This is a genomic window from Labedaea rhizosphaerae, from assembly GCF_004362825.1.
Classification (GTDB): Bacteria; Actinomycetota; Actinomycetes; order Mycobacteriales; family Pseudonocardiaceae; genus Labedaea; species Labedaea rhizosphaerae.
Window position 1 is genome coordinate 1,581,651 of the sequence record NZ_SNXZ01000002.1, and the last position, 26,689, is coordinate 1,608,339.

Consider the following 26,689-nt stretch of genomic DNA (forward strand, 5'->3'; position numbering starts at 1 on the left):
GAAATCGGCGCCAGACTGGACGCATGAAGCGAAGAGAACAACGCCACCGGGGTCCGCGGTGATCAGCGACCAGCCCATGATCTCCGACAAGGACTGGGCCGACCTGTTGCGCACCAGAGCAACCAGTCCGCGTGCGGTGGCCGAGGCGTACGCGGACCGGCGGCGTCGCCGGGACCTGCTGTCCGACGCGGGCACGGTTTTCCTCGTCGCCGCGGACCACCCCGCCCGTGGTGCGCTGGCCGTCGGCGAGGATCCGCTCGCCATGGCCGACCGCCGCGACTTGCTCGACCGGCTGCTGGTCGCGCTCGCCGACCCGGCCGTGGACGGCGTCCTCGGCACGCCGGACGTCATCGAGGAGCTGCTGCTCCTGGATGCCTTGCACGACAAGGTGGTCATCGGGTCGATGAACCGCGGCGGGCTCGCGGGCGCCGGCTGGGAGATCGACGACCGGTTCACCGCCTACGACCCGGCGTCGATCAGCGAGTGCCGTCTCGACGGCGGCAAGATGCTGCTGCGCATCGTCGACGACGACCCCGGCACGGTGGCGACGCTGCAGGCCTGCGCCGAAGCCGTGTCCGAGCTCGCGCGGCTCGGGCTGCCCGCGATGGTCGAGCCGCTCCCCTACCGCCACGAGCAGGGCAGGCTCGTCCTGTGCGACGACGCCGCCGCCCTGGCCCGCGCGGTGACTGTGGCCTCAGGGCTCGGCCGGACCTCGGCGTACACGTGGCTGAAGCTGCCCGCGACCACTCCGGAGGTCCTGAACGCGACCACGCTGCCGGTGGTGGTCCTGGGTGGCCAGCCTTCCGGCGACCCGGCCGCCGACCTTGCCACCTGGGGCGCGGCCCTGGACCACCCCGTGGTGCGCGGGCTCGTCGTCGGCCGCACCCTGCTGTACCCACCGGACGGCGACGTCGCCGCGACCGTGCGTGCGGCGGGCCAAGTCCTTGGCAAGAGGAGGATCGGGTGACCCTGCACCGTCCACACGGGACCATCGCCGACGGGGCCGACCCCGTGCGCCTCCGGCCGGCGGACGCGGGCTGGGCGTACACCGGGCTGAGAGTCCTGACGATCGGCGCGCCCCGCACGCTGCACACCGGCGAGTTCGAGGCGTTCGCACTGCCGCTGCGCGGCGGCTGCGAGGTGACCGTCGACGGCGTGACCTTCACCCTGCGGGGGCGGGACTCGGTGTTCACCCGGGTCACCGATTTCGCTTACCTGCCAAGGGATGCCGAGGTGACGCTCAGCAGCGAGACCGGCTGCGAACTGGCCCTGCCCATGGCCCGCTGCACCCGCAGGCTCGACCCGAAGTACGGCCCGGCCGAGGACGTGCCGGTCGAGGTGCGCGGCTCGGGCAACGCCACCCGCCAGGTGACCAACTTCGGCGTGCCCGGCGTGTGGGACCACGCCAACAAGCTCAGCGCGTGCGAGCTGATCACCCCGGACGGCAACTGGTCGTCGTACCCGCCGCACAAGCACGACGAGGCCACCGAGTGCGAGGTGGTCAACGAGGAGATCTACTACTTCCGGATCGCCGGCCGCGACGCCGTGACGCCGTCGCGGGACGGTTTCGGCCTGCACCGCACCTACACCGCCGACGGCGAGATCGACGAGGACGTCGCGGTCCGCGACGGGGACGTCTTCCTGATCCCACGCGGGTACCACGGTCCGTGCGTGGCCGCGCCCGGCTACCCCATGTACTACCTGAACGTGCTCGCCGGCCCGGCCGACGAGCGGTCGATGGCCTACTGCGACGACCCCGCGCACACCTGGGTCCGCGACAGCTGGGCCGGCCAGACCCAGGACCCACGCTGTCCGGTCACCTCGGCCCAAGGGAGAGCAGCACAGTGACGGGTATGAGGCTCACCACCGCGCAGGCGCTCGTTCGCTGGCTGATCGCGCAGCGCACCGAACTGGCCGACGGCACCGAGGCGCCGCTGTTCCCCGCGGTGTGGGCGATCTTCGGGCACGGCAACGTGCTCGGCGTGGGCCGCGCGCTCGAGGAACAACGCGACCGGATTCCCGTGTGGCGCGGGCAGAACGAGCAGGGCATGGCGCTGGCCGCGGTCGGGTACGCGAAGGCGACCCACCGGCGTCAGGTCGGCGTGGTCACGTCGTCGATCGGGCCGGGTGCGTTGAACATGGTGACCGCGGCCGGGGTCGCGCACGCCAACCGATTGCCGCTGCTCCTGCTGCCCGGCGACACGTTCGTCAGCCGCGCGCCGGATCCGGTGCTGCAGCAGGTCGAGCACTTCGACGACCCCGGCAGCTCGGTCAACGACGCGTTCCGCGCCGTCTCGCGCTACTTCGACCGGATCACCCGGCCCGAGCAGCTGATCAACACCCTCCCCCAGGTTGCGCGCGTGCTCACCGACCCGGCCGACTGCGGGCCGGTGGTGCTCGCGTTGCCGCAGGACGTGCAAGCCGAGTCCTTCGAGTTCCCCGAGGCGTTGTTCGAGACGGTCGTGCACCGGCCGTTGCGCCCGCGCCCGGACAAGACCGCGCTGGCGGCCGCCGCCGAGCTGATCGACGAGGCCACCCGGCCGCTGCTGGTGCTGGGTGGCGGCGTGCGCTACTCCGGCGCGACGGCCGAGGCGGTGCGGTTCGCCGAGGCGCACGGCATCCCGATCACCGAGACGACCGCGGGCCGCACGCTCGTGCCGCACACGCACGCGTTGCACGCCGGGCCACTGGGCGTCACCGGCTCGGCGTCGGCGAACGCGCTGGCCGCCGAGGCCGACGTGGTGATCGCGGTCGGCACCCGGCTGCAGGACTTCACCACGGCGTCGTGGACGGTGTTCAACCCGGGCGTGCGGCTGGTCACGATCAACACGGCGCGGTTCGACGCCGTGAAGCACGGCGCGCTCGCGGTGGTCGGCGACGTCAAGGCCGTGCTGTCCGAACTGGACTGCGCGCCACGCGTGGCGACCGGCTGGACGTCCTGGGCGGCCGCGGAACGGGCCAAGTGGGACGCGCACATCACCTCGCTGCGCGCACCGGGCGACGGGTTGCCGACGTACGCGCAGGTGGTCGGGGTGGTGAACGACCTCTCCGGGCCGGACGACTACGTGATGACCGCGTCCGGCGGGCTGCCGGGCGAGCTGATCGGCGGCTGGCGGGGCACCGGCGAGTCCACAATGGACGTCGAGTACGGCTTCTCCTGCATGGGGTACGAGCTCGCCGGGGCCTGGGGTGCGGCCATGGCCCGGCCGGCCGGCGTGGTCACCACGCTGCTCGGCGACGGCTCGTACCTGATGCTCAACGCCGAGCTGTACTCCGCCGCGTTCGCCGGGCACGGGTTCGTGGCCGTGGTGTGCGACAACGGCGGCTACGCGGTGATCGACCGGCTGCAGCGCGGCCAGGGCGGCGCGCCCTACAACAACATGTACGACGACTGCCGCACCGGCCTCGACGAGCCGCCGAAGGTCGACTTCGCGGCGCACGCGGCCGCGCAGGGCTGCGCGACGTTCACCGCCGACACGCTCGACGACCTGCGCGGCGCCTACGCCAAGGCACGCGAAGCCGCGGCGACGCGACCGGCCGTGGTCGTGATCAAGACGCACCCCTCGTCGTGGACCGAGGCCGGCGCGTGGTGGGAGGTCGGGGTGCCGGAGGTTCCCGTCGAGAAGGCACGGCAGGTGCGTTATCTGCGCAATGATGCTTGAAACTGGGCTGAATCAATCAACAGTTGACTTCCGCGCTCGGGCTCGCCAGAGTGGTTCAGACCACGTCCGGTGGAGCAAGGGAGTGCTGCGATGCGTCTGCGCGCCTGTCTGTCCGTTGCCGCCATGGTGCTCGCACCGTTGGCCGTGCTGACCCCGCACGCGGGCGCGGACCCGGTCAACGCCGCACCCGCGACCGTTCCCGCCTTGCAGCAGTGGGCCGGCGGCACGGGTGAGTACCACTTCTCGGCCACCACCCGGGTCGTCACCGATCCGCGCGATGGGCAGGCGCTCGCGAACGCCAGCGCCGTGCTCACCGACGACCTCGCCGCGCTAACCGGCAACCGCGTCAAGCACCGGCTGGGCGCCACCGCGTCGGTCCAGGCCGGCGACATCTTCCTGACCCGGCACGGCGCCGACCCCGCGCTGGGCACCGAGGGCTACACGCTGTCGATCACCGACCGGATCACGATCACCGCGACCACCGACGCGGGCGCCTTCTACGGCACCCGGACGGTCCTGCAGTTGCTGCACCAGGCCACGTCGATCCCACGCGGCACGGCACGCGACTGGCCGGTCAAGGCCGAGCGCGGCCTGATGATCGACGACGGCCGCAAGTTCTTCACCGCGGCCTGGCTGCGTGACCACGTCAAGGAACTGGCCTACCTCAAGCTGAACTACCTGCACCTGCACCTCTCGGACAACCTCGGGTTCCGCATCGAGAGCGACAAGCACCCGGAGTACGTGTCGCCGCAGCACCTGACCAAGCAGGAGGTCCGCGACCTGATCGCGCTCGCCGCGCGCTACCACGTCACGGTGGTGCCCGAGTTCGACGCGCCCGGCCACATGGACACCGTGCTGGCCCAGCACCCGGACCTGAAGCTGGTGTCCGCCAGTGGAACCGTGAACAACGGCTTCATCGACCTGTCGAAGCCGGGCGCATACACGCTGCTCAAGGACATCTACGACGAGTACCTGCCGCTGTTCCCCGGCCCGTACTTCCACATCGGCGCCGACGAGTACGTCACCAACTACGCGGCCTACCCGCAGCTGCTCGACTACGCCCGCGCCCACTACGGTCCCAACGCGACGGCCAAGGACACCTTCTACGGCTTCGTCAACTGGGCCAACGGGATCGTGCGTGCGGCGGGCAAGACCACGCGCATGTGGAACGACGGCATCAAGGCCGGCGACGGCACCCTGGCGCCGGACCGCAACATCGTCGTGGAGTTCTGGTACAACTACAGCCTTTCCCCGCAGGCGCTCATCGACCGCGGGTACCGGATCGCCAACGACAGTTGGGATCCGACGTACTACGTGCTCGGCGGCGGCCGCATCAACGTCACGTGGGGCTACGAGACCTGGCAGCGCGATCTGTTCCAGGGCAACCAAACCATCACGGATGCGGGCGCCAACCTCGGTTCGGTGATCCACGTCTGGTGCGACAACCCCAACGCGCAGACGCAGGAGCAGGTGGCCGCCGGGATCCGCGACCCGCTGCGGATGCTCACCCAGCAGGTGTGGGGCTCGCCGAAACCGGTCGCGACCTACGCCGAGTTCAGCGGCCTCATCGGCCGGGTCGGGCACAACCCCGCGTGGCCGGTGACCGCGCCCGCCGGCGACCTCGCCTACAACCGGCCGGTCACCGCGTCGAGCATCGAGACCGCCGACTTCCCCGCGTGGAACGCCACCGACGGCGACCCCGCGACCCGTTGGTCCAGCGGCTACACCGACACCGAGTGGCTCACCGTCGACCTCGGCCGCACCGAGCACATCAGCCGGGTGGTGCTGCGCTGGGAGGCCGCGTACGGCACGGCCTACCGCATCGAGACCTCGGCCGACGGCGTGACGTGGACCCCCATCTACCAGACGTCGACCAGCGATGGTGGCACCGACGACCTCACCGGTCTGGACGGCACCGGCCGCTACGTGCGCATGCAGGGCGTGGACCGGGCGACGACGTGGGGGTTCTCCTTGTACGAATTCGAGGTGTACCGCTAGTCCGTTTGTCGTCAACACATTGCCTCTGTACAACGTTAGGCAATAACGTATCCGGCCATGAAGCGTCGTGCGATCGTCGCCATCACTGCCGCCGCCGCGTTGGGTCTGGGGGTGCTCGCCACCTCCGCGTCGGCGGCGCCGACGCCCGCCCTGTCCGCCGCGCCGACCAACCTGCCCACCAGCCAGTTCACCCTGAGCGCGAACTACCACCAGTTCGACACGATCAACGCGGCCCTGATCTCCAGGGTCGGCACCGCACCGGTGCACACGGTCATGGACAACGCCAACCACGACCGCACCGCGCTGGGCTCGGTGTCGGTGAACGGCCTGTCCGGCGGGTTCCAGTTCGACAGCGGTGACAACGGCGACTGCACGAACTACCCGCAGGGCATCACGACCACCCGCGACGCCGTGGGCACCACGAACAGCGGCACCTACGACGGCCACCAACTGGTCGTGGTGAGCTGGTACACCAAGGACGGCTGCGACGGCGCGACCACCCGCAGCCGGATCACCATGGTCGACTGGGACGCGACCTACCCGAACAAGTACCGCAAGGTGCTGCTCGTCCAGCCGACCGGCGACGCCACCAACCCCGACTTCAAGGACATCCCGATCCACGCGGGCGGCGTCTCCTGGTACGGCGACTACCTCTACGTCGCCGACACCGGGCACGGCATGCGCGTGTTCGACATGCGCAAGATCCTCAAGACCAACACCGGCGGGACCGCCGACCAGATCGGCCACCAGACCGGCAACACCTACTACGCGCACAACTACGCGTACGTGCTGCCGCAGATCGGCACCATCACGTCGAACACCACGTCGGGCACGGCGCTGGCGTGGTCGTCGATCTCACTGGACCGCGTGAGCAAGTCGATCGTCATGGTCGAGTACACGTGCCAGTCGTGCAGCGACTACCCGAAGCGCGCACCCCGCGCGATCCGCTACCCGTTCGGCACCGGCGGGATCTTCGCCGCGTCGACCACGTCGTCGCAGGCACTCCAGCTGCCCTGGTACAACCTGAACGGCGTCGCCTCGCACAACGGCCGCTGGTGGTTCAACTCGTCCGGGCAGAAGCAGCTGTACTACTGGACGCCCACCGCCGGCTCGCACACGTACTCCTGGATCGGCGGCGGCGAAAGCATGTCGTACTGGGAGGACGCCACGCAGGCCGATCTGCTGTGGACGCTGCAGGAGACCAAGGGCAACCGCAACGTGTTCGCCTTCACCCAGGCCAGCTACGACGGCTGAGGTCCTGCGGTACCGGCACCCGCGACCCTGGCTACGCGTCGGCCGCGGACGGCTCGGGTCGGCCCCAGATCCTGCTCACCAACGCCAGCTCCCCGTCCCCGCCAAAGCCCTGAATGTCGCATTCGGGACGCTGACCGCCCCGAATGGGCCATTCAGGGCGGTCGCGGGTGCCGGCTCAGGGCCGGGGTCGTCCGCTGTCGTCGTAGTCGCGGCGGGCCTGGTCGACCTTGTCGAGGTTGACCGACCAGTTCGCCAGAGCGGCGAACAGGGGCGCGAGGCTGCGGCCCAGTTCGCTGATCTCGTACTCCACCCGAGGCGGGACCTCCGCGTGGTAGGTGCGCACGACCAGCCCGTCGCGCTCGAGCTGCCGCAGCCGCTGGGTCAGCACCTTCGGGGTGATCGTGGTGATGCGCCGCTCCAGTTCCCCGAACCGCTGGCGCCCGAACTCGTTGAGCGTCCACAGGATCGGCGTCGTCCACCGGCTGAACACGATGTCGACCACCGGGGCGATCGGGCACGCCTGCTCCGGAGCTGTGGTCTTGGCCACGTCACCCATTACTTTCCTCTAGGTACCTACTACCCCGCCGACAGTACCGTGGCGACCATGATCGTAGTGACCGGAGCTTCCGGCAATGTCGGACAACCCCTCGTACAGGCCCTCGTCGAAGCGGGCGAGGAGGTGACCGCCGTGGCCCGCAAACCCGTCGAGCTGCCTGGAGCCCGATTCCGGCAGGCCGACCTCACCGAGCCGGACACCCTCGTGCCCGTCCTCGACGGCGCCGACGCCCTGTTCCTCCTGACCCCACCGGACTTCCTGGCCCACGGCGACCTCCCGGCCGTCCTGGCGGTGGCATCCCGGGTCGAGCGCGTGGTATTCCTGTCCTCGCAAGGCGTTGCGACGGGCCGCCACCCGTCGCACCTGGAAGCGGCGGTGAAGAGCTCGGGTCTGGCGTGGACGATCCTGCGGCCGGGCAACTTCGCCTCGAACGCCTTGCAGTGGGCCGCGACCGTGCGCGCCGAGCGGGTGGTCGCGGCGCCGTTCGGGGACGTCGCCCTTCCGGCCGTCGACCCGCGCGACATCGCCGAGGTCGCCGCAGTGGCCCTGTGCCAGGACGGCCACGTGGGCAACCACTACACGCTGACCGGCCCGGAACCGATCTCGCCGAGGCAGCAGGCCGCGACGATCGGGGACGCGCTCGGCGAGCCGGTGCGGTTCGTGGAGCTGAGCCGCACGCAGGCCCGCGAGCGGATGCTCACCGTCATGCCCGAGCCGGTCGCCGACGTCACGCTCGACATCCTCGGCGCCCCGACCGCCGTCGAACAGCAGGTGAGCCCGGACGTCGAACGCGTCCTCGGGCGCCCGCCGCGTCCCTTCGCCGAGTGGATGGCCGGCAACACCGCCGCGTTCAGGTGAGCGGGACGCGCAGGCTGCGTGCGCCCCGCAGGTCCACCCACGCCTCGGTCGGCGTGCGCACCAGCCGCAACACGACCTCCTCGCACGACGGGCACCGCGCCACGAAGCCGGGCGCGGTGCTGTAGACCCGCAAGGTGGCGAGCGCGGCGGCGAAGCCGCAGGAGGCACATGTGCCCGTCACCGCGGTGAAGTCGACGCCGAACACCTCGGCCAGCGGGCCAGCCAGCACGTTGCCGTCCACATAGGTCATGTCAGCCTCCGCTGGGTTCTCATCCGCTGGGTCCGAAGCGTTCGGTGCGCACCCGGCGCGGGTCGTGGCCGAGCGCGATCAGCGTGTCCGCGACCGTCTCGACGAAACCCGTTGGGCCGCAGACGAAACAGGATGGTTCGAAGTCGGCGGGCCACGCGTGGGTGTTGAGGTCGGCGAGGCCGATCCGCTTGGCCCCGCGCGGATCGTCCGGCGGCGCCTCCCGCGTGTAGAAGTAGGTGATGTCGACGCCGCCGGTCGCCGCGCCGCGCAGTTCGTCCGCGTAGAACCGCTCGGCCGGCGACCGCACGGAGTACAGCAACCGCAACGGCACCCGGCTGCCCGCCGCGGCACGCGCGCGCAGCATCGCCGCCAGCGGGACGATGCCCGAGCCGCCGGCCACCAACAGTACCGGCGCGGGCTCGGCGTCCCGCCAGACGAACCAGCCGCCGACGGGGCCGCGCAGCTCGACCTGGCCGCCGACCGGCAGTGCCCTGGTCAGGTAGGGCGACACCTCGCCGTCGGCCACTTCCTGGATCGTTAGCACGACGTGCTCGCCGTCGGCGGGTTCGGCGATGGAGTAGCTGCGTTGCGTGGAGTAGCCGTCCTCGGCGGTGAGCCGCACGTCGACGTGCTGGCCGGGCAGGTGGCCGGGCCAGCCGGGGACGTCGAAGGTCAGGGTGCGTGCTGTCGGGGTCTCGTCGGCGACCTTGGTCAGCGTCGCGACCCGCCAGGTCAGTCGCCCTGGTACCGCTGTTCGAGCCATGGGTCTCCGTAGTCGTGGTAGCCGAGTGATTCCCAGAAGCCGGGCTCGTCGGTGACCATCAGCTCGATGTCGCGCACCCACTTCGCCGACTTCCAGAAGTACAGGTGCGGCACGAGCAGCCGCGCCGGCCCGCCGTGCTGGGCGAGCAGTTCCTCGCCGTCGTACTCGTAGGCGATCCAGGCCTGGCCGTCGAGCAGGTCCTCGAGCGGCAGGTTGGTGGTGTAGCCGCCGTAGGAGTGGACCATCGCGTAGTCGGCCGCCGTGTCGACATCGGCGAACAGCTCGTCGAGCGACACCCCACGCCACGCGGTGTCCAACTTGGACCACTTGGTCACGCAGTGGATGTCGACGGTGGGCGTCTCGGCGGGCAGGGCCTGCAGTTCGCGCCAGTTCCAGGTGTGCCGCTCACCCACCTCGTTGGTGAGCGTGAACTCCCAGTCCTCGGTGTGGACGACCGGTGTGGGGCCGGCGGTGAGCACCGGGAAGTCATCGGCGAGGTACTGCCCCGGCGGCAGCCGGTCCGCAGCGCCACGCCGCTTCCCGAAGAACCCAGGTGTCACGATCGCCATCGCCCACCCTCCCTTCCGAACACGTGTGGTCCATGCCTACACCGCGACCCGCCGTTCGTCGACCGGGCCACCGGTCCAGGATGATGGGCACCATGGCCGACCCCCTCCTCTTCCTCGACGTGGACGGCCCCCTGATCCCGTTCGGCGGCACCCACGACGAGGACAGCTCTCTGCCCGCGCGGGTCGACCCGGCGCTCGGACCGCTGTTGCGGGCGCTGCCGTGCGAACTCGTCTGGGCGACGACGTGGATGGAAGACGCCAACGAGCGCATCGCGCCGATCCTGGGCCTGCCGCCGCTGCCGATGATCGGCTGGCCCGGGCCCTCGACCGCCCCGCCCGGCCGGCTCCAGTGGAAGACGGAGACCATAGTTGGGTATGCGTCGGGGCGCCCCTTCGTCTGGATCGACGACGAGTTCGGATTTGCCGACATCGACTGGGTCGCCGCCGCACACCCGGCCCCGGCCTTGCTACACCACGTCGATCCGTCGATCGGCCTGACTCTCGAAGACCTGGCCACGGTCGAGGCTTGGCTGGGCCAGCTTGGTTCGCAGCGCTAGCGGGGTTCGACTGTTGCCCTTCACCTCAGGCAGCGGTCTCCGCCCACGGTGGTTTGGTGAAGACGGGCAGGCCGTTGGTCATGTGGACCCGCCAACCGGCATGGTGGATCAGACGATGGTGGAATTGACACACCAACACCATGTTGTCCAGCCTGGTCAATCCTCCGTCGACCCAATGTTGTACGTGGTGGGCTTGACATCGGTTCGGTGTTCGTTCACACCCGGGGACAGCGCAACCTTGGTCCCGAATGGCCAGTGCTCTACGCAATCGCTTGTCAGCCAGGCGTTTCGATTCGCCGATGTCGATCGGCTGGGACTTGCTACCCAGCACCACCGGAATGATTTCCGCATCGCAAGCGAACCGGCGGGCCTGCTCCGGAGTCATCCACCGGGCATCGTCGAGAGTGGCCTTGCCGATCGCGGTCTGCAGAGCCTCCAGAGAGACCGTGACCGCGATGTGGGGACGCTCGCCACCCTCCATCGGGGCTTTGCCGGAGTCGGCGGCGAAGCGGATCACCTCCGCCAACGCATCACCCTGACGCTCGACCAGCGTGCGGTCATCACCGGGCTGCGGCGTGGTCAGTGAGGACAGCAACGGCCGCAGGACAGCGGCGGTTTCGGCGCCGAGTTCGAACCGGCCCGAGACCGAGCCGTCCTCGTTCTCCTGCAGGCTCAGGATGTTCTGGGCCTCGACCACGGTGGGATCGTCGGGTTCGTCACCGTCGGGATTCAGGGCATCGACCATGCGCTTACCCAGCCGGGCAAGCTGAGCAGGGTTGAACTCCCGCGCCAGCTCAGCCAGATCGGCCTCGACCTGATCGGCGTGCTCATCGGGCACTGCCGCGACCGTCTTCGCGATCCGGGTGACGTGCTCAGTAGAGATCGCACCCTCGGCCATCGCCGCCCGGGCGACGGGCAACCGCGCCGGGATGGGTTGGCCGGTGATGCCTACCTTCGGGCACAGCAGCGAAACCTGAGTCTCCAACTGCTTGGCTTCGCGTCGACCCACGCGTAGCGCGTCCATCAGGAACTGCCACAAATGCAAGTATCCGGATTCACGCCAGTCCACCACGGAAATGGCATCCAGGATCGCCAAATCAAGCCGCCGACGTTCAGCGACAAGCGACTGAAGCTCCCCCAGATCCATAAACCCAATCATACCACAACATACCGCCAAACGGCCGAACGCCAACCGGGCTCAAGCCAAACAAACCAACGACACAAACAACGCAACCGCAGCCCGGCAACGCAACCTACGAAAGACGAACACCACACCGCCCCCTCAACCTCGTCCGGGCGCCCTTTAGCACGAGGGTTCCAGGGTCAAGGGTTGCGAAGCAATCGGCGAAGCCGACGCCGAAGGCGCCCTTGACGCTGGAACCCTCGTGTTAAACAATTGAGCCCGAGGTTGAGCAAAACGAGTACTAATCCTGATCCAAAGCCAAATACAAATCCACCCGATCAGGAAACAAAGACAAATCCCGCCCAGTCAACTCAGCCACCCGCCCAATCCGATACCGCAACGTATTCACATGCACATGCAGATCAGCAGCAGTCTGCGTCCACGACCCGGAATTCCGCAAGAACACCCGCAACGTCCGCACCAGCTCCGACCGATGCGCCGCGTCGTACTCCAGCACCGGCCCCAACACCCGAGACCGGAACGAAGCCCGCAAATCCTCCGGCACCGCAGCCAACAACAACAAATGCGACGCCACATCGTCGCCGGCGACCACAGTCGTACGGCCGGGCGACAATTCGGCGAGCTTTCGCGCGTGCCGGGCCTCGTGCACAGCTGAACGCAAGTTGGCCGCATCCACCAACCGGCTGGCCCCCACCGCCAACCGAGCCGAACCCAGTGCCACGTCCAAAACGGAAACGGCGGCACGGATGTCGGTCACCAAAGAACTCCCCAGCCCGTCGGACGGCGAGATCCGCGCTACGCCGAAGGTCTCCCCCTCCACCTCCGCCACCGTCGCGCGCCGCCCGAACGGCGCCAGCAACTCCGTCAACAAAGCCGCGGCCAATCCGGGACTTCCGCCCTGCACGGACGCGGACACCGCACACACCGGGTCCCCGGCCGCGAGGTCCAGCTCCGGCAGCTGCGACGTGACATCGCCGGTCGAACCGGCCGCCAGTCGCAGCACCGGCGACGCGGCCACCGCGTCCAGTCGCCGCTGCTCGTCGAGCCGGGACCGCTCCAAGCCGATCAAGGTGGCCAGCTCGCCGGCCAGCTCCCGGCGCACGGAATCCCAGTCCTGGTGGTCACCGTCGACGACGAGGAACCACGAGACCACCCGGTGGCTGGCCCGCGCCGTGGCCGACAACAACGTCACCGGCCGGTCGTCGACCCGCACGACCTTGGGCAACTGATCGGCCTGCAAGAACCGCTCGGCCAGGACACCACGCACGGACGCGCTCAACGGACCAGCACCGGCAACAACCCGGCCCGAAGCCCCCAGCACCCAGCACGGCGCATCCAGCTCCGCCGCGCCCGCGCTGAGCAGCGTCGACACCCCGCCGCCCTCGGCGACCGCGGCCACCAGTTTGCGGTACCGGTCGAGGAACCGGCCGGCCCCGGGGACCCGCTCGGCCCGCTCGGCGGCCAGCCACAGCACGACCTGCTCGCTGATCGTCGCGAACGACACCGTGACCGGGACCTCGATGAGCGGCACCTGGTGGCGCCGGCACGCCTGCACCATGTGATCGGGCACGGGTCCGCTGCTCTGGTCGGCGGTGCCGGCCCCCAGCGCGGCCACGTCGGCGTCGGCCAGGGCGGCGACGAACGCCTCCGATTCCTCCGGCGTCTGCCACCACTCCATGCCGCTCAGCACCAGCTCACCGCCGGTCAGGTAGCGCCGGGGGTCGCGCAGCGTCGCGGTGAACACGCGCTCGAACTGCCGGTCGAGCTGGTCCTCGCCGACCAGGACCCGCAGGCCGAGCTGCTCGGCGGCCAGCAAAGCACTCAGTCGCACGGTTGGAGGAAACCACAAAAAGCAGCCCACCGGGACCTCGGTGTTTCGGCGTTTCCGCCGCTGTCGGCCACGCGAGCGGCGATGTGTACTGGTTCACAGGCCGGTCCGGGAGACCCCCGAAAGCCGCGGCCGACCTCCATCCCCCACCGCAGAGGTTGACATGAGCTTGTCCACGCACGTGCTGGACGCGGCGAGCGGACGCCCCGCGGACGCCGTCGGGGTGCGCCTCGAGCGCGCCGACGGCAGCGGCTGGACCCTGCTCGCCCGCGACCGCACCGACGCCGACGGCCGGATCACCGGCTGGGAGACCGGGTCCGGCGTGCACCGGCTGGTCTTCGACACCCGCGGTGCGTTCTTCCCCGAGGTCACCGTGACGTTCCAGGTCACCGACCCGCGGCGGCACCACCACATGCCGCTGCTGCTGAGCCCCTTCGCGTATTCGACCTACCTGGGCAGCTGAGCCGTCCACACCAGAGCAAGGAGAACTCCGATGGCGATCGTTCTCGGCGGGAACCGCTACGGCAAGGCCGAGGTCCGCCTGGTCCGGGTCGACCGGGACAGCGCACGGCACGAGCTGACCGACCTCAACGTCAGCGTCTCGCTCTCCGGCGACATGACCGACACGCACCTGACCGGCGCGAACGAGAAGGTGCTGGCCACCGACACGCAGAAGAACACGGTCTTCGCCTTCGCCCGTGACGGCATCGGTTCGATCGAGGCGTTCGGCCTGCGCCTGGCCCGGCACTTCGTCGACTCGCAGGAGGCCATCCACCACGCCCGCGTCACGCTGGAGCAGTTCTCGTGGACTCGCCTGGAGATCGACGGCGAGGAAGCCCCGCACTCGTTCGCCCGCCGCGGCGACGGCACCCGGACCGCGACCGTCCACTACGACGGCACGCAGGCATGGGTCGTGTCCGGGATCAGCGACCTGACCGTGCTGAACTCGACCGACTCGGAGTTCTGGGGTTTCCCGCGCGACCAGTACACGACGCTGGCCGAGACCAAGGACCGGATCCTGGCCACGGCGGTCACCGCGTCCTGGCGGCACAGCACCACGGAAACCGACTGGGACGCGAGCTACTCGACCGCCCGCAAGAGCCTGCTCAGCGCGTTCGCCGGGACGTACAGCCGCTCACTGCAGCAGACCCTCTACGCCATGGGCGAGCGGGTGCTGCAGACCGACCCGGCCATCGCCGAGGTGCGGCTGAGCTTGCCGAACAAGCACCACTTCCTGTCCGACCTGAGCCCGTTCGGCCTGGACAACCCCGGCGAGGTCTTCTACGCCGCCGACCGCCCGTACGGCCTGATCGAGGGCACCGTGCTGCGCGACGACGCGCCGCCCGCCGGCCCCGCCTGGGACTGACGAACCATGGACTTCTTCCGACCCGATTCGCTCGCCGAGGCGCTGGCCGCCAAGGCCGAGCACGCCGACGCCGTGCCGATCGCCGGTGGCACCGACGTGATGGTCGAACTGAACTTCGACCACCGCAGGCCCGCGGCCCTGCTGGACCTCGGCCGGATCGTCGAATTGCACGAACACGGCCGCCAGGACGGCAAGGTGCGCATCGGCGCGGCGGTGCCTTACGCCCGCATCATCGACGAACTCGGCCGTGAGCTGCCCGGGCTGGCCATGGCCGCCCGCACGGTCGGCTCGCCGCAGATCCGCAACCGCGGCAGCGTCGGCGGCAACCTCGGCGCCGCGTCCCCGGCCGGCGACTCGCACCCGGCGCTGCTCGCGGCGAATGCCGAGGTCGAGATCGCCTCCATCAGGGGCACGCGGATGGTGCCGGTCAAGGACTTCTACACCGGCGTGAAGCGCAACGTCCTCGCGCCCGACGAGCTGATCACCGCCGTGCACATCGCCCCGGCGACCGGCGCGCAGCAGTTCAGCAAGGTCGGCACCCGCAACGCGATGGTGATCGCGGTCTGCGCCTTCGGCCTGGCCTTGCACCCTGACCAAAAACGGGTCGGCACCGGCCTCGGTTCGGCCGCACCCACACCGCGCCCGGCAACCAAGGCCGAGGAATTCATCGCGACCGAGCTGGACTGGGAGTCCCCCAAGCCGCTCGCGGACTCGGTGCTGCGCCGCTTCGGCGCGCTGGTCGCCGAGGCCGCGTCACCCATCGACGACGTCCGGGGCAGCGCCGCCTACCGGCGCCACGCCCTGGCCGTGCTGGCCCGCCGCACCCTTGGCTGGGCCTGGTCCGAACACCTGGGAGGAGGGCGGCGCGCATGCGCGTGAACGTCACCGTCAACGGCAAGCAGCGCACGGCCGACGACGTCTGGCCCGGCGAGAGCCTGCTTTACGTGCTGCGTGAGCGGCTCGGGCTTGCCGGGTCCAAGAACGCCTGCGAGCAAGGCGAATGCGGTTCGTGCACGGTCTACCTCGACGGCGTGCCCGCGTGCTCGTGCCTGGTCGCCGCCGGCCAGGCCGAGGGCGGCGACGTGCGGACCGTCGAAGGTCTGGCGGACGGCGACCGGCTCGACAGCGTGCAACAGTCCTTCTTGGACACCGGCGCCGTCCAATGTGGCTTCTGCACGCCGGGCCTGCTGGTCGCCGCGCACGACCTGATCGAGCGCAACCCGGCGCCCAGCGACCCGCAGATCCGCGAGGCGCTGGCCGGGAACCTGTGCCGCTGCACAGGTTACGAGAAGATCATGGACGCGGTTCGGCTCGCCGTTGAGCGGAAGCAGGCGACGACGTGAGCGCCCCGGCCAGGTCTCCGCAGGTCCTCGACGACAAGATCTCCGGTGGCATCGGCGCGAGCCCGCAGCGCCCCGACGGCACGCTCAAGGTGCGCGGTGAGTTCGCCTACGCCTCGGACCTGTGGCACGAGAACATGGTGTGGGGCGCCACTTTGCGCAGCCCGCACCCGCACGCCGGCATCCGGTCCATCGGCATCGCGAAGGCACTCGCCTACCCCGGCGTGCACGCCGTGCTCACCCACGCCGACGTGCCCGGCGAGAACGCCTACGGCCTCAAGCACCAGGACACGCCGGTGCTCGCCGAGGATCGCGTGCGCTACCAAGGCGAGCCGGTCGCGCTGGTCGCCGCCGACCACCCTGAGATCGCCCGTCAGGCGCTCAAGCTGATCGAGGTCGACTACGAGGTGTGGGAGCCGGTCACCGACATGGAGCGGGCCGCGCACGACGAGACCCTGCCGCGCCTGCACGAGAACGGGAACGTCGTGCGCCACCAGCGCATCGTCAAGGGCGACCCGGACGCGCGAGCCGACGTCGTGGTGTCGGGGGTGTACGAGCTCGGCATGCAGGACCAGGCGTTCCTCGGTCCCGAGGCGGGTCTCGCGGTACCCGCCGAGGACGGCGGCGTCGACCTCTACCTGGCCACCCAGTGGCTGCACGTCGACCAGAAGCAGACCGCGCACGCGCTGGGCCTGCCGGTCGAGAAGGTGCGGCTGACGCTCTCGGGTGTCGGCGGCGCGTTCGGCGGGCGCGAGGACCTGAGCATGCAGGTCCACTCGTGCATGCTCGCGCTGCACCTCGGGCGCCCGGTGAAGATGAGCTACAACCGCGAGGAGTCGTTCTTCGGGCACGTGCACCGCCACCCCGCGCGGATGTACTACGAGCACGGCGCCACAAAGGATGGTGACCTCGTCTACGTCAAGGCACGCATGTACTTCGACGGCGGCGCGTACGCGTCCAAGACGCCGGTGGTCGTCGGCAACGGCACCACGCTGAGCGTCGGGCCGTACAACGTGCCGAACGCGCACATCGAGGGCTGGGGCGTCTACAGCAACAACCCGACGTGCGGTGCGATGCGCGGCCTCGGTGCGGTGCAACCGACCTACGCCTACGAGTCGCAAATGGACAAGCTCGCCACCGCCCTGGGCATGGACCCGGCCGAACTGCGCATCCGCAACGCGATGAGCGAGGGCTCGACCACGGTCACCGGCCAGGTCGTCGACTTCCCCGCGCCGGTCGCCGAGCTGGTGCGGCGCGTGCGGGACATGCCGTTGCCGCCGCCGAACACCGACGAGCTCGGCTTCCCCGGCGGTGCGGCGAACACGACCCACGGCGAAGGTGTCGTGCGCGGCATCGGGTACGGCGTGACCATCAAGAACATCGCCTACGCCGAGGGCCTGGACGACTACTCCACCGCGCGCGTGCGGCTGCAGGTGATCGGCGGCGAGCCCACCGCCCTGGTGCACACGGCCGCCGCCGAGGTGGGCCAGGGCCTGGTCACCGTGCAGCAGCAGATCGCCCGCAGCGAGCTCGGCGTCGAGCGGATCACGTTGCACACCAGCGACACCAGCGTCGGCGACGCCGGGTCCAGCTCGGCGTCGCGGCAGACCTACCTCACCGGCGGCGCGGTGCGCAACGCGTGCCTGGCGGTGGCCGAGCGGGTCTACGCGCTGGCCGCCGAGCGGTTCGGCGTCGAGGCCACGAACCTGTCGGGCGGCAAGGTGGTCGCCGCCGACGGTGCCGTGGTCGCCGACCTGGCCGAGTTGCTGGGCGAGGACGTCATCGAGGAGACCCGCGAGTACCACCACCGCAAGACCTACCCGCTCGACCCGGAGACCGGTCAGGGCAACGCCCACGTGCAGTACGGCTTCTCCGCCCACCGCGCGGTCGTCGACGTCGACACCGAACTCGGCCTGGTCAAGGTGGTGCAGCTCGACTGCGCCCAGGACGTCGGCAAGGCCATCAACCCCGACGCCGTGCTCGGCCAGATCCACGGCGGCTCGGCGCAGGGCCTCGGGCTCGCGGTGATGGAGGAGATCCAGGTGACGGACGGCGTGGTGCGCAACCCGTCGTTCACCGATTACCTGATCCCGACCATCCTCGACATGCCGCCCATGCGGGTGGACATCCTCGAACGACCCGACCCGCACGCGCCCTACGGCGTGCGTGGTGTCGGCGAGCCACCCACGATCTCCGCGACGCCCGCCGTCGCCAACGCCATCCGCGCGGCCACCGGCCTCGAGCTGCCCCGCGTCCCCATCAAACCCGAGCACCTGACCGGTACCTGAGGAGAATCATGCTGGTGAACACCGACATCGAAGCGGAGTGGCTGGCCGAAGCGGTCCGGCTCGCCACCGACAACGTCGCCAACGGCGGTGGGCCCTTCGGTGCCCTCGTGGTGAAGGACGGCGAACGGGTGGCGACCGGGATCAACCGCGTGACGGCCAACCTGGACCCGACCGCGCACGCCGAGGTCGTGGCCATCCGCGCGGCCTGCCAGGCCCTGGGCACGTTCTCCCTCGAAGGTTGCGTGCTCGTGTCGTCGTGCGAGCCGTGCCCGATGTGCCTGAGCTCGGCGCTGTGGGCCCGGGTCGACCGCGTGGTCTTCGCCGGTGACCGCCACGACGCGGCCAAGGCCGGCTTCGACGACCTCGCCTTCTACGAGTTGTTCGACCAGCCGCGGGAGAGCTGGACGATGCCGGTCACCCGGCTGTCCACGGTGGACGGAACCGCGCCGTTCACGGCGTGGCTCGACCACCCCGCACGCGTGGAGTACTAGCGCCACATCCCCGGTGCTGACCGGAGCACCAGAAAAACTCCAAACGTCGACCAGGCGGGGAGCCGCACGGGCTCCCGGCCGGATGTCGCACGCCCACCGGCAGGGAAGGTCCCCATGACCCAGCTCCTCTCGGCCCCGTCCACCACCCCACCGGCACCACCGAAGTCGCTCGCGGAACGGCTCTTCGCCATCCGTGAGCGTGGCTCCACCGTCGGCCGCGAAGTGCGCGGCGGTCTCACCACGTTCGTCGCGATGGCCTACATCGTGCTGCTCAACCCGCTGATCCTCGGCGCGTCCGCCGACATCACCGGCGCGAAGCTGAGCCCCGGCCAGGTCACCACGGCCACCGCGCTCGCCGCCGCCGTGATGACCGTCCTCATGGGACTGGTCGGCAACGCGCCGCTCGCCCTGGCCGCGGGCCTGGGCATCAACGGGATCGTCGCGTTCCAGATGGCCCCGGAGATGACATGGGCGCAGGCGTTCGGGCTCGTCGTGCTCGAAGGCGTGTGCATCGTGCTGATGGCGGTCAGCGGGGTCCGGCAACGGATCATGGACGCGATCCCGCGGCCGCTCAAGACCGCGATCACCGTGGGCATCGGGCTCTACCTGGCGTTGGTCGGGCTGGTCAGCGCGGGGTTCGTGACCCGCATGCCGGACGCGGCGAACTCCACCGTCCCCGTGCGGCTGGGCCTCGACGGGCACCTGTCGGGCTGGCCGATCGCGGTGTTCTGCCTCGGGTTGCTGCTGATGACCGTGCTGACCGCACGGAAGATGCCCGGCGCGGTGCTGATCAGCATCGGCGCGGCCACCGTGCTCGCGATCGTGCTGAACCAGGTGTTCCACGTCAGCGGCTGGGGTCTGGTGGAGCCGCACGTCCCGTCCAGTGTGGTCGCCGCGCCGGACTTCGGGTTGTTCGGGCACGTCGACCTCTTCGGCGGGTTCGTCTCGGCCGGCCCCATCGCCGCGACGGTGTTCCTGTTCACGCTGGTGCTGTCCGGGTTCTTCGACGCGATGGGCACCATCACCAGCGTCTCCGAAGAAGCCGGGTTGTCGAAGAACGGTCGCGTGCCGCGGATGGGCCGGATCCTGGTCGTCGACGGTGCGGGTGCCGTGATGGGTGGGGTCAGCGGTTCGTCGCCGAACACGGTGTTCCTGGAGTCGGCCACGGGGGTCGGTGAAGGTGCCCGCACGGGCCTGGCCAGCGTGGTGACCGGGTTGTTGTTCGCGGCGACGTTGTTGTTCACCCCGATCGTGTCGGTGGTGCCGGCCCAGGCCGCGGCTCCGGCGCTGGTCGTGATCGGCGCGATGATGATGGCCCAGTGCCGCAACATCCCTTGGCAGGACACGGATTTCGTGATCCCGGTGTTCCTGACCGCGGCGGTCATCCCGTTCACCTATTCCATCACCAACGGCGTCGGCGCGGGCCTCATCGCGTTCGTGCTGGTCAAGACCTGCAAGGGCCGCTGGCGTGAGGCCGGCTGGCTGCTCACGATCCTGGCCGCCGTCTTCGCCGCCTACTTCGGCGTCAACGGCATCGAAAGCCTGATCACGTAAGGGAAGGAGTCCGTCGATGGCACTGATGTTCTTCAACGGCGGGGCGATGCGCGGCGAGCCGCTGCACCACCTGCTCGGCGACGCGCCCCTCGTCCGCGCGACGACCACCGCGGCGAAGTACCGGTTCTACTCCGTCGGCGACGCCTGCCCGGCGCTCTACCCGGTGGCCCACGGGGGCGCCGCGGTGACCGGCGAGCTGTACGACGTGCCGATGGACCTGTTGCGGGACACGGTACTGCCGGGCGAGCCGCACGAGCTGGAACTGGGCGTGATCGAGCTGTCGGACGGCAGCTCGGCGCTCGCGATGCTGCTGCGCCGGCCCTACACGTCGCACGTCCGGCTGACCGACATCACCGAGCTCGCCGACTGGCGCGCGTATCGGTCCACCATCGACAAGGAGCGAGTGGCATGAAGACCATCGGATTCATCGGCTTGGGCATCATGGGGGCGCCCATGGCGCGCAACCTGGTTTCGGCCGGATTCACCGTTCGAGGCTACGACCTCTCGGATTCCGCTGTCGCCGAGCTGGCTTCGGCCGGCGGGGTCGCCACGGAGTCCATTGCGGACGCCGTGGACGGCGCCGACGTCGTGGCCACCATGCTGCCGGCCGACCCGCACGTCCTCTCGGTCGTCTTGGGCGAGGACGGCGTGCTGGAGCACCTCAAGCCGGGCACGCTGCTGATCGACTTCAGCACGGTCACACCGGACACCTCGCGCAAGGTCGCGTCGGCCGGAGCCGAGAAGGGCGTGCGGGTGCTGGACGCGCCCGTGTCGGGCGGCCAGGCCGGGGCGGTGGACGGCGTGCTGTCCATCATGGTCGGTGGCTCCCCGGCCGATTTCGAGGCAGCGCAACCGGTCTTCGACGCGGTGGGCAAGGTGGCCGCGCTGGTCGGGCCGTCCGGGTCCGGTCAGGTGGTGAAGGCGGCCAACCAGCTCGTGGTCGGCGGCACGTACGCGTTGGTGGCCGAGGCGATCCTGCTCATGGAGGCGTCCGGTGTGGACGCGTCCGCCGGGCTGGACGTGCTGGCCGGTGGGCTCGCGGGCAGCCGGATCCTGGAGTTGAAGCGCCGGTCCATGCTGGCGCGGGAATTCGACCCGGGGTTCCGGATCGACCTGCACCACAAGGACATGGGCATCGTGCTGGACGCCGCGCGGCGCGCCGAGCTGGCCCTGCCGTTCGCGTTCCAGGTGGCGGCGCACGTCCAGGCGGCCCGGGCCCTGGGGCTCGGCGACCGCGACCACTCCGCACTGCTGGCCGTGGCCGAGCGGTTCACCGGCCGGATGGGAGCCTGACATGGCGAAGATGCCCGCGATGGAAGCCGTCGTCCGGGTGCTGCGCGACGAGGGCGTCGACGTCGCCTTCGGCTGCCCGGGCGCGGCGATCCTCCCGCTGTACAAGGCCATGGAGGAGGTCGGGGGCATCGAGCACCTGACCGTGCGGCACGAGGAAGGTGCCACGCACATGGCCGACGGCTGGGCCCGCACGAACGGCCGGGTCGGCATCGCGATCGGCACCTCGGGTCCGGCCGGCACCAACATGATCACCGGCCTCTACACCGCCCACGCCGACTCGATCCCGATCATCTGCATCACCGGCCAGGCGGTGTCCACCGCCCTGCACAAGGGAGCGTTCCAGGCGGTCGACATCGTGGAGATCGCCAAGCCGGTCACCAAGTGGGCGGTGCAGATCAAGGAGGCGGCGACCGCGCCGTGGGTGTTCCGCGAGGCGTTCCGCGTCGCCCGCTCCGGGCGGCCGGGTCCGGTCCTGATCGACATCCCGGTGGACGTGGCCAAGGAGCTCATCGAGTACGACCCGTCGATCGACACGGCCCTGCCGGTGCACCCGGTCCGCCCGCACCTGCCGCGGGTCGAGCGTGCGCTGGACCTGCTGCTGGCCGGCGAGCGGCCGCTGATCCTCGCCGGGGGCGGCGTGATCACCGCCGAGGCCACGCCCGAGCTGCGCGAGCTGGTGGCCTACCTGAACATCCCGGTCCAGGTCACGTTGATGGGCAAGGGCGCGATCGACGAGGACAGCGAGCTGTACGCCGGGATGACCGGCGTGCAGACCTCGCAGCGCTACGGCAACGCGTCGTTCCTGGAGTCCGACGTGGTGCTCGCGGTCGGCGCCCGGTTCGGCGACCGGCACACCGGCACGCTCGACGTCTACCGCGGTGACCGCAAGTTCATCCACGTTGACATCGAGCCGACCCAGTTGGGCAAGGTGTTCCCACCGGACCTGGGCATCGTCTCGGACGCGCGGCTCTTCCTGCGGGCCATGCTGGAGCTGGCGAAGTCCCGAGGGCTGGGCGGGCGTGGCCCGGCGTCGTGGGTCGCGCGGATCGCCGAGCTGAAGGCGAACCTGGGCCGGCGCGAGGACTTCGACAGCGTGCCGATCAAGGCGCCGCGGGTGTACCGGGAGATCAACGACGTGTTCGACGCGGACACGTACTTCGTCACCGCGATCGGGCTCTACCAGATCTGGGGTGGCCAGCACCAGAAGTCCTACCGGCCACGGCACTACCAGATCTGCGGGCAGGCCGGACCGCTCGGTTGGGAGATCCCAGCGGCGATCGGCGTCAAGAAGGCCGAGCCGGATGCCGAAGTCGTCGGGATCGTCGGCGACTACGGCTTCCAGTACATGGTCGAGGAACTGGCCGTCGCCGCCCAGTACGACGTGCCGTTCGTGCTGATCATGATCAACAATGAGTACCTCGGCCTGATCCGCCAGGCGTCGCTGCCCTACGACATGAACTACCAGGTGGACATCCACTACGACGAGTACGGCACCGACAACGTCAAGATCATGGAGGCCTACGGCTGCAGCGGGCGCCGGGTCGTCGACCCCGGCGACATCCGCGATGCGCTGGAGTGGGCCCGCAAGCAGGCGGTCGAGACGTCGCGGCCGGTGCTGGTCGAGATCATGATCGAGCGCGAGGCCAACACCCCGCACGGCCCGGCGATCGACGCCGTCCGGGAATTCGAGCCGGTGCCGTGACCGACCCCGCCGGGTACGTGCTGGTGGCGGCCGACAAGTTCAAGGGCTCGCTGACCGCCACCGAGGTGGTCGGGGCGGTGGCCGCGGGGATCCGGTCGGTCACGCCGGGGGCGGACTTTCGGCTGCTGCCGGTGGCCGACGGCGGCGAGGGCACGGTCGCCGCGGCCGTCGCCGCCGGCTTCGCGCGGGTCGACGTGCCCGCGCGGGGGCCGACCGGGCGGCCGCTCACCGCCTCGTTCGCCCTGCGCGGTGAGACGGCGGTGGTCGAGCTGGCCGAGGCGTCCGGGTTGCACCGGCTGCCCGATGGCGTGCCCGCACCACTGGCCGCGGACACGGCCGGCACCGGGGACCTGATCGCCGCGGCGATGCGGGCCGGTGCGCGCCGGGTGGTGCTCGGCGTGGGTGGGAGCGCGTCCACCGACGGCGGCGCCGGCATGCTTGGCGCGCTCGGCGCTCGGTTGCGCGACCGGCACGGCGCGCCGCTGGCGCCGGGCGGGGCCGCCTTGCGGGACTTGGGTTCGGTGGATCTGTCCACCTTGGACCCCGCGTTGGCCGGGGTGACGTTCGAGCTCGCCTGCGACGTGGACAACCCACTGCTCGGCCCCCAGGGCGCGGCCGCGGTTTACGGGCCGCAGAAGGGTGCTCGTCCGGCTGCCGTGCGGATCCTGGAGGAAGGGCTGGCGCGCTGGGCGTCGATGGTCGGGCCTTCCTTTGCCGCCCTGCCGGGCGCGGGAGCCGCGGGCGGGACCGGGTTCGCGGCGCTGGCCGTGCTGGGCGCGACCATGCGTCCCGGAATCGCGTTGCTCGGTTCGCTGCTGGGACTGGACGAGGCGGTGCCCGGCGCTCGACTGGTGATCACCGGCGAGGGCTCGCTGGACGAGCAGACGTTGCGGGGCAAGGCACCGGCCGGGATCGCGGCGCTGGCGCGGGCGGCGTCGGTGCCGGTGGTGGCCGTGGCCGGGCGGTGCCTGCTCGACCCCGCGCAGCTGCGATCCGCCGGCTTCGATGCCGTGTACCCGCTGACCGAACTCGAGCCCGACCCGGCCCGGTGCATCACCGAGGCGTCGGCCCTGCTCACCAGGGTGGCGGCTCGACTGGCCGAGGAGTGGCTGGTGGCGGTCGCATGATCGACCTGGTGCTGCGCAGCGGCGAGGTCCACCTGCTCGACGGACCACGTCCGGCCGCGGTGTGCGTACGGGACGGGCGGATCGTCGAGGTGGTCGACCGTTCGGCCACTGTGGACGCTCGGCAGGATCTCGACCTGGACGTGGCCCTGCTGCCGGGGCTGGTCGACACGCACGTGCACGTGAACGAGCCCGGTCGCACGCACTGGGAGGGCTTCGCCTCCGCCACCACCGCCGCCGCGGCCGGTGGGGTCACGACCATCGTGGACATGCCGTTGAACAGCCTGCCGCCCTCGGTGACGGTCGAGGCGCTGGAGGTCAAGCGGGCCGCGGCGGCCGGCCAGTGCGTGGTCGATGTGGGGTTCTGGGGTGGCGCCATCCCGGGCAACCTAGGCGACCTCGTCCCGCTGCACGAGGCCGGGGTGTTCGGCTTCAAGTGCTTCCTGTCGCCGTCGGGGGTCCCGGAGTTCCCACCGTTGGACGCTGCCGGACTCGATGCCGTGTTCGCCGAGCTGTCCACAGTAGATGCCTTGCTGATCGTCCACGCCGAGGACGGCGCCGCCCTCACCGACCCGGCCGGGCCGACCTATCCCGAATTCCTTGCCGCACGGCCGGAAGCGGCCGAACGGGCTGCCATCGACGCGGTGATCTCCGGCGCCCGCCGGCACTCCGCCCGCGCGCACATCCTCCACCTGTCGGCGGCTTCGGCGCTGCCACGCCTGGCGGGGACTCGGGTCACCGCCGAAACGTGTCCGCACTACCTCACCCTGGCCGCCGAGAAGATCCCCGACGGTGCGACGGAATTCAAGTGCTGCCCGCCGATCCGCGACGACGCCAACCGCGACCGGTTGTGGCGGGGCCTCGCGGACGGCGTGATCGACTGCGTGGTCAGCGACCACTCGCCGTCGCCGCCGTCGGCCAAGCAAGGCGGGTTCGACACGGCGTGGGGTGGCGTGTCGTCGCTACAACTCGGCCTGCCCGTGGTGTGGACCGAGGCCCGGCACCGAGGCCACGCACTGGCCGATGTCGTGCGGTGGATGGCGTCCGGGCCGGCCGCCCTGGCCGGGTTGACCGCCAAGGGCCGCATCGCGCCGGGAGCGGACGCCGACCTGGTGGCGTTCGCGCCGGACGAGGAGTTCACCGTCGGGCACCTGCACCACCGCCACCCGCTCACCCCGTACGCCGGAGCTCGCCTGCGTGGCGTCGTGCACCGCACGTGGCTGCGTGGCCGCGAGGTCGACGGCGAGCCGACCGGAAAGCTGCTGCGAAGGGATGTCCCATGACACCCCTTGTGTCAACCTCAAGATCAAAGTCAGGCTGCGGCTTGCTGTTCGGTGTTGTGTCGGGCGCCGCCGTGCCGGGCTGGATCGTAGGGTCTGCCGTCTTGCCAGCAGCGCCATATGACACGCACCCAGGCTCGCGCGAGGATGCGGGTGGCGTGCGGGTGGTCTTTCCCCGAGGCGCGTGCCCGGTCGTAGATCTCGGCGGCCCATGGGCTGGAGTGCCGGCTGTTCGCGGCGAAGGTGGTGATGGCCTGGCGCAGGCGTTTGTTGCAGGCCCAGCGGAACGACACACCACGTTGCTTGCCCGACGCTTTGGTGACCGGGGTGACCCCGGCGAGCGCGGCGATGGCGTCGGGGTGATCGAACACCTCGCGGGCGTCACCCCATTCGGTGAGGATCTGCGCGGCGTTGACCGTGCCCGCGCGGGGGAAAGACCGGAAGATCTCACCGTCGGGATGAACCGCCATCTTCTCGGCGATAGAACGGTCCAGTGCCTTGATCGCGGCGTTGAGCGTACTCAACACACTGACCTGAGCGAGGACCGCGTCTGCGATGCCTTCGGACAGCACCGGGTCGGCCGGGCCGCCCGGTGCCGACCGCAAGCGGGCCAGCAGCACGGTGGCGGGTTTCTTGCCCGAGTAGCCCTGTTTCGCACAGAACGCAGCGAGTCGTTTCTCGGTCAGCGACACCGCCGACGTGGCGGTCGGGTAGCGACTCAGGAACGCCAGGGCGATGGCCGATTCGATGTTGGCGAAGATGGCCTTGGCCCCGGGCCAGTGGGCGTCGAGCAGTGCGGCCAGCTGATTGGT

General features: G+C 70.3%; 26 protein-coding genes. 19 read left to right on the top strand and 7 right to left on the bottom strand.

What is annotated here, in order from left to right; translation table 11 throughout:
- Window positions 1-76: 76 nt before the first annotated feature.
- The 5 genes from EV186_RS16785 (at window position 77) to EV186_RS16805 (ending at window position 6,914) form a co-directional block, all read left to right on the top strand.
- The gene (locus EV186_RS16785) at window positions 77-967 is read left to right on the top strand and encodes a Cgl0159 family (beta/alpha)8-fold protein (RefSeq protein WP_133850311.1); all 891 of its coding nucleotides are present in this window, start codon (window positions 77-79) and stop codon (window positions 965-967) included.
- Complete coding sequence (gene iolB, locus EV186_RS16790) at window positions 964-1,848, top strand: 5-deoxy-glucuronate isomerase (RefSeq protein WP_133850133.1); 885 nt, start codon at window positions 964-966, stop codon at window positions 1,846-1,848. The genes EV186_RS16785 and iolB overlap by 4 nt, the downstream gene beginning before the upstream one ends.
- Before the next feature lie 5 nt (window positions 1,849-1,853).
- Complete coding sequence (gene iolD, locus EV186_RS16795; protein ID WP_133850134.1) at window positions 1,854-3,662, top strand: 3D-(3,5/4)-trihydroxycyclohexane-1,2-dione acylhydrolase (decyclizing); 1,809 nt, start codon at window positions 1,854-1,856, stop codon at window positions 3,660-3,662.
- A gap of 90 nt (window positions 3,663-3,752) precedes the next feature.
- The gene (locus EV186_RS16800; RefSeq protein WP_133850135.1) at window positions 3,753-5,660 is read left to right on the top strand and encodes a family 20 glycosylhydrolase; all 1,908 of its coding nucleotides are present in this window, start codon (window positions 3,753-3,755) and stop codon (window positions 5,658-5,660) included.
- A 57-nt stretch (window positions 5,661-5,717) separates the two neighbouring features.
- Window positions 5,718-6,914, top strand: coding sequence for a hypothetical protein (locus tag EV186_RS16805; RefSeq protein WP_133850136.1), 1,197 nt, complete (start codon window positions 5,718-5,720; stop codon window positions 6,912-6,914).
- 175 nt (window positions 6,915-7,089) lie between these two features.
- On the opposite strand, the gene EV186_RS16810 is transcribed toward EV186_RS16805, so the two are convergent.
- Window positions 7,090-7,470 carry a winged helix-turn-helix transcriptional regulator gene (locus EV186_RS16810; RefSeq protein WP_133850137.1) on the bottom strand — a complete coding sequence of 127 codons (381 nt, stop codon included), beginning with the start codon at window positions 7,468-7,470 and terminating at the stop codon, window positions 7,090-7,092.
- 48 nt (window positions 7,471-7,518) lie between these two features.
- On the opposite strand from EV186_RS16810, the gene EV186_RS16815 reads away from it, so the two are divergent.
- Window positions 7,519-8,328 carry an NAD(P)H-binding protein gene (locus EV186_RS16815; RefSeq protein WP_133850138.1) on the top strand — a complete coding sequence of 270 codons (810 nt, stop codon included), beginning with the start codon at window positions 7,519-7,521 and terminating at the stop codon, window positions 8,326-8,328.
- Here EV186_RS16815 and EV186_RS16820 read toward each other — a convergent pair.
- The 3 genes from EV186_RS16820 to EV186_RS16830 are packed head-to-tail and all read right to left on the bottom strand — an operon-like array spanning window position 8,321 to window position 9,910.
- Complete coding sequence (locus EV186_RS16820; protein WP_133850139.1) at window positions 8,321-8,578, bottom strand: DUF6510 family protein; 258 nt, start codon at window positions 8,576-8,578, stop codon at window positions 8,321-8,323. The two genes, EV186_RS16815 and EV186_RS16820, sit on opposite strands and share 8 nt — an antisense overlap.
- Before the next feature lie 19 nt (window positions 8,579-8,597).
- Window positions 8,598-9,341, bottom strand: coding sequence for a ferredoxin reductase (locus EV186_RS16825; RefSeq protein WP_133850140.1), 744 nt, complete (start codon window positions 9,339-9,341; stop codon window positions 8,598-8,600).
- Window positions 9,311-9,910, bottom strand: a complete 600-nt coding sequence (locus EV186_RS16830) for a sulfite oxidase-like oxidoreductase (protein WP_133850141.1) — start codon at window positions 9,908-9,910, stop codon at window positions 9,311-9,313. Before EV186_RS16830 ends, EV186_RS16825 begins: the two co-directional genes overlap by 31 nt.
- 92 nt (window positions 9,911-10,002) lie before the next feature.
- Between EV186_RS16830 and EV186_RS16835 the strand changes: the two genes are divergently transcribed.
- Window positions 10,003-10,467: an HAD domain-containing protein gene (locus EV186_RS16835; protein WP_208115623.1), complete on the top strand. Its 465-nt coding sequence runs from the start codon at window positions 10,003-10,005 to the stop codon at window positions 10,465-10,467.
- Between the two features lie 25 nt (window positions 10,468-10,492).
- On the opposite strand, the gene EV186_RS16840 is transcribed toward EV186_RS16835, so the two are convergent.
- Window positions 10,493-11,614, bottom strand: a complete 1,122-nt coding sequence (locus tag EV186_RS16840; protein WP_166659201.1) for an HNH endonuclease signature motif containing protein — start codon at window positions 11,612-11,614, stop codon at window positions 10,493-10,495.
- A 277-nt stretch (window positions 11,615-11,891) separates the two neighbouring features.
- Window positions 11,892-13,442 carry a helix-turn-helix domain-containing protein gene (locus tag EV186_RS16845; RefSeq protein ID WP_133850143.1) on the bottom strand — a complete coding sequence of 517 codons (1,551 nt, stop codon included), beginning with the start codon at window positions 13,440-13,442 and terminating at the stop codon, window positions 11,892-11,894.
- A gap of 160 nt (window positions 13,443-13,602) precedes the next feature.
- On the opposite strand from EV186_RS16845, the gene uraH reads away from it, so the two are divergent.
- The 12 genes from uraH to allB all read left to right on the top strand — a co-directional run bounded on the left by uraH (window position 13,603) and on the right by allB (window position 25,880).
- Window positions 13,603-13,902: a hydroxyisourate hydrolase gene (uraH, locus tag EV186_RS16850; RefSeq protein ID WP_133850144.1), complete on the top strand. Its 300-nt coding sequence runs from the start codon at window positions 13,603-13,605 to the stop codon at window positions 13,900-13,902.
- Between the two features lie 30 nt (window positions 13,903-13,932).
- Window positions 13,933-14,805, top strand: coding sequence for a factor-independent urate hydroxylase (gene pucL / locus EV186_RS16855; protein ID WP_133850145.1), 873 nt, complete (start codon window positions 13,933-13,935; stop codon window positions 14,803-14,805).
- Between the two features lie 6 nt (window positions 14,806-14,811).
- Window positions 14,812-15,684, top strand: a complete 873-nt coding sequence (locus EV186_RS16860) for an FAD binding domain-containing protein (protein ID WP_133850146.1) — start codon at window positions 14,812-14,814, stop codon at window positions 15,682-15,684.
- Window positions 15,675-16,148 (top strand): (2Fe-2S)-binding protein, encoded by a 474-nt coding sequence (locus EV186_RS16865; protein WP_133850147.1) that lies wholly within the window; start codon window positions 15,675-15,677, stop codon window positions 16,146-16,148. Before EV186_RS16860 ends, EV186_RS16865 begins: the two co-directional genes overlap by 10 nt.
- Entirely contained in the window at window positions 16,145-18,433 is a 2,289-nt protein-coding gene (pucD, locus tag EV186_RS16870; RefSeq protein WP_133850148.1) for a xanthine dehydrogenase subunit D, read from the top strand. Before EV186_RS16865 ends, pucD begins: the two co-directional genes overlap by 4 nt.
- An 8-nt stretch (window positions 18,434-18,441) precedes the next feature.
- Window positions 18,442-18,924 carry a nucleoside deaminase gene (locus EV186_RS16875; protein WP_133850149.1) on the top strand — a complete coding sequence of 161 codons (483 nt, stop codon included), beginning with the start codon at window positions 18,442-18,444 and terminating at the stop codon, window positions 18,922-18,924.
- Window positions 18,925-19,038: 114 nt separating this feature from the next.
- Window positions 19,039-20,478, top strand: a complete 1,440-nt coding sequence (locus EV186_RS16880) for an NCS2 family permease (RefSeq protein WP_133850150.1) — start codon at window positions 19,039-19,041, stop codon at window positions 20,476-20,478.
- A 16-nt stretch (window positions 20,479-20,494) separates the two neighbouring features.
- Window positions 20,495-20,890: an allophanate hydrolase-related protein gene (locus tag EV186_RS16885; protein WP_133850151.1), complete on the top strand. Its 396-nt coding sequence runs from the start codon at window positions 20,495-20,497 to the stop codon at window positions 20,888-20,890.
- Window positions 20,845-21,771 (top strand): 2-hydroxy-3-oxopropionate reductase, encoded by a 927-nt coding sequence (locus tag EV186_RS16890; RefSeq protein ID WP_243754102.1) that lies wholly within the window; start codon window positions 20,845-20,847, stop codon window positions 21,769-21,771. Before EV186_RS16885 ends, EV186_RS16890 begins: the two co-directional genes overlap by 46 nt.
- Window position 21,772: 1 nt before the next feature.
- Window positions 21,773-23,473, top strand: coding sequence for a glyoxylate carboligase (gcl, locus tag EV186_RS16895; RefSeq protein ID WP_133850153.1), 1,701 nt, complete (start codon window positions 21,773-21,775; stop codon window positions 23,471-23,473).
- A complete protein-coding gene (locus EV186_RS16900; RefSeq protein WP_133850154.1) occupies window positions 23,470-24,600 on the top strand; it encodes a glycerate kinase in 1,131 nt (376 codons plus the stop codon). The genes gcl and EV186_RS16900 overlap by 4 nt, the downstream gene beginning before the upstream one ends.
- Complete coding sequence (gene allB, locus EV186_RS16905; protein ID WP_424982826.1) at window positions 24,600-25,880, top strand: allantoinase AllB; 1,281 nt, start codon at window positions 24,600-24,602, stop codon at window positions 25,878-25,880. The genes EV186_RS16900 and allB overlap by 1 nt, the downstream gene beginning before the upstream one ends.
- A gap of 29 nt (window positions 25,881-25,909) precedes the next feature.
- Here the strand turns inward: allB and EV186_RS16910 are convergent.
- On the bottom strand, window positions 25,910-26,689 hold a 780-nt coding region (locus EV186_RS16910), incomplete at its 5' end, for a transposase (RefSeq protein ID WP_133850156.1).

Bases quoted from the DNA above. Each gene is read 5' to 3' on its own strand.
- EV186_RS16800 (WP_133850135.1), top strand. From the start codon at position 3,753: ATGCGTCTGCGCGCCTGTCTGTCCGTTGCCGCCATGGTGCTCGCACCG.
- gcl (WP_133850153.1), top strand. From the start codon at position 21,773: ATGGCGAAGATGCCCGCGATGGAAGCCGTCGTCCGGGTGCTGCGCGAC.
- EV186_RS16815 (WP_133850138.1), top strand. From the start codon at position 7,519: ATGATCGTAGTGACCGGAGCTTCCGGCAATGTCGGACAACCCCTCGTA.
- EV186_RS16865 (WP_133850147.1), top strand. From the start codon at position 15,675: ATGCGCGTGAACGTCACCGTCAACGGCAAGCAGCGCACGGCCGACGAC.
- EV186_RS16885 (WP_133850151.1), top strand. From the start codon at position 20,495: ATGGCACTGATGTTCTTCAACGGCGGGGCGATGCGCGGCGAGCCGCTG.
- EV186_RS16880 (WP_133850150.1), top strand. From the start codon at position 19,039: ATGACCCAGCTCCTCTCGGCCCCGTCCACCACCCCACCGGCACCACCG.
- EV186_RS16825 (WP_133850140.1), bottom strand. From the start codon at position 9,341: ATGGCTCGAACAGCGGTACCAGGGCGACTGACCTGGCGGGTCGCGACG.
- EV186_RS16785 (WP_133850311.1), top strand. From the start codon at position 77: ATGATCTCCGACAAGGACTGGGCCGACCTGTTGCGCACCAGAGCAACC.
- iolD (WP_133850134.1), top strand. From the start codon at position 1,854: ATGAGGCTCACCACCGCGCAGGCGCTCGTTCGCTGGCTGATCGCGCAG.
- EV186_RS16820 (WP_133850139.1), bottom strand. From the start codon at position 8,578: ATGACCTATGTGGACGGCAACGTGCTGGCTGGCCCGCTGGCCGAGGTG.
- EV186_RS16875 (WP_133850149.1), top strand. From the start codon at position 18,442: ATGCTGGTGAACACCGACATCGAAGCGGAGTGGCTGGCCGAAGCGGTC.
- EV186_RS16860 (WP_133850146.1), top strand. From the start codon at position 14,812: ATGGACTTCTTCCGACCCGATTCGCTCGCCGAGGCGCTGGCCGCCAAG.
- EV186_RS16835 (WP_208115623.1), top strand. From the start codon at position 10,003: ATGGCCGACCCCCTCCTCTTCCTCGACGTGGACGGCCCCCTGATCCCG.
- EV186_RS16810 (WP_133850137.1), bottom strand. From the start codon at position 7,470: ATGGGTGACGTGGCCAAGACCACAGCTCCGGAGCAGGCGTGCCCGATC.
- EV186_RS16830 (WP_133850141.1), bottom strand. From the start codon at position 9,910: ATGGCGATCGTGACACCTGGGTTCTTCGGGAAGCGGCGTGGCGCTGCG.
- EV186_RS16840 (WP_166659201.1), bottom strand. From the start codon at position 11,614: ATGGATCTGGGGGAGCTTCAGTCGCTTGTCGCTGAACGTCGGCGGCTT.
- EV186_RS16805 (WP_133850136.1), top strand. From the start codon at position 5,718: ATGAAGCGTCGTGCGATCGTCGCCATCACTGCCGCCGCCGCGTTGGGT.
- uraH (WP_133850144.1), top strand. From the start codon at position 13,603: ATGAGCTTGTCCACGCACGTGCTGGACGCGGCGAGCGGACGCCCCGCG.
- pucL (WP_133850145.1), top strand. From the start codon at position 13,933: ATGGCGATCGTTCTCGGCGGGAACCGCTACGGCAAGGCCGAGGTCCGC.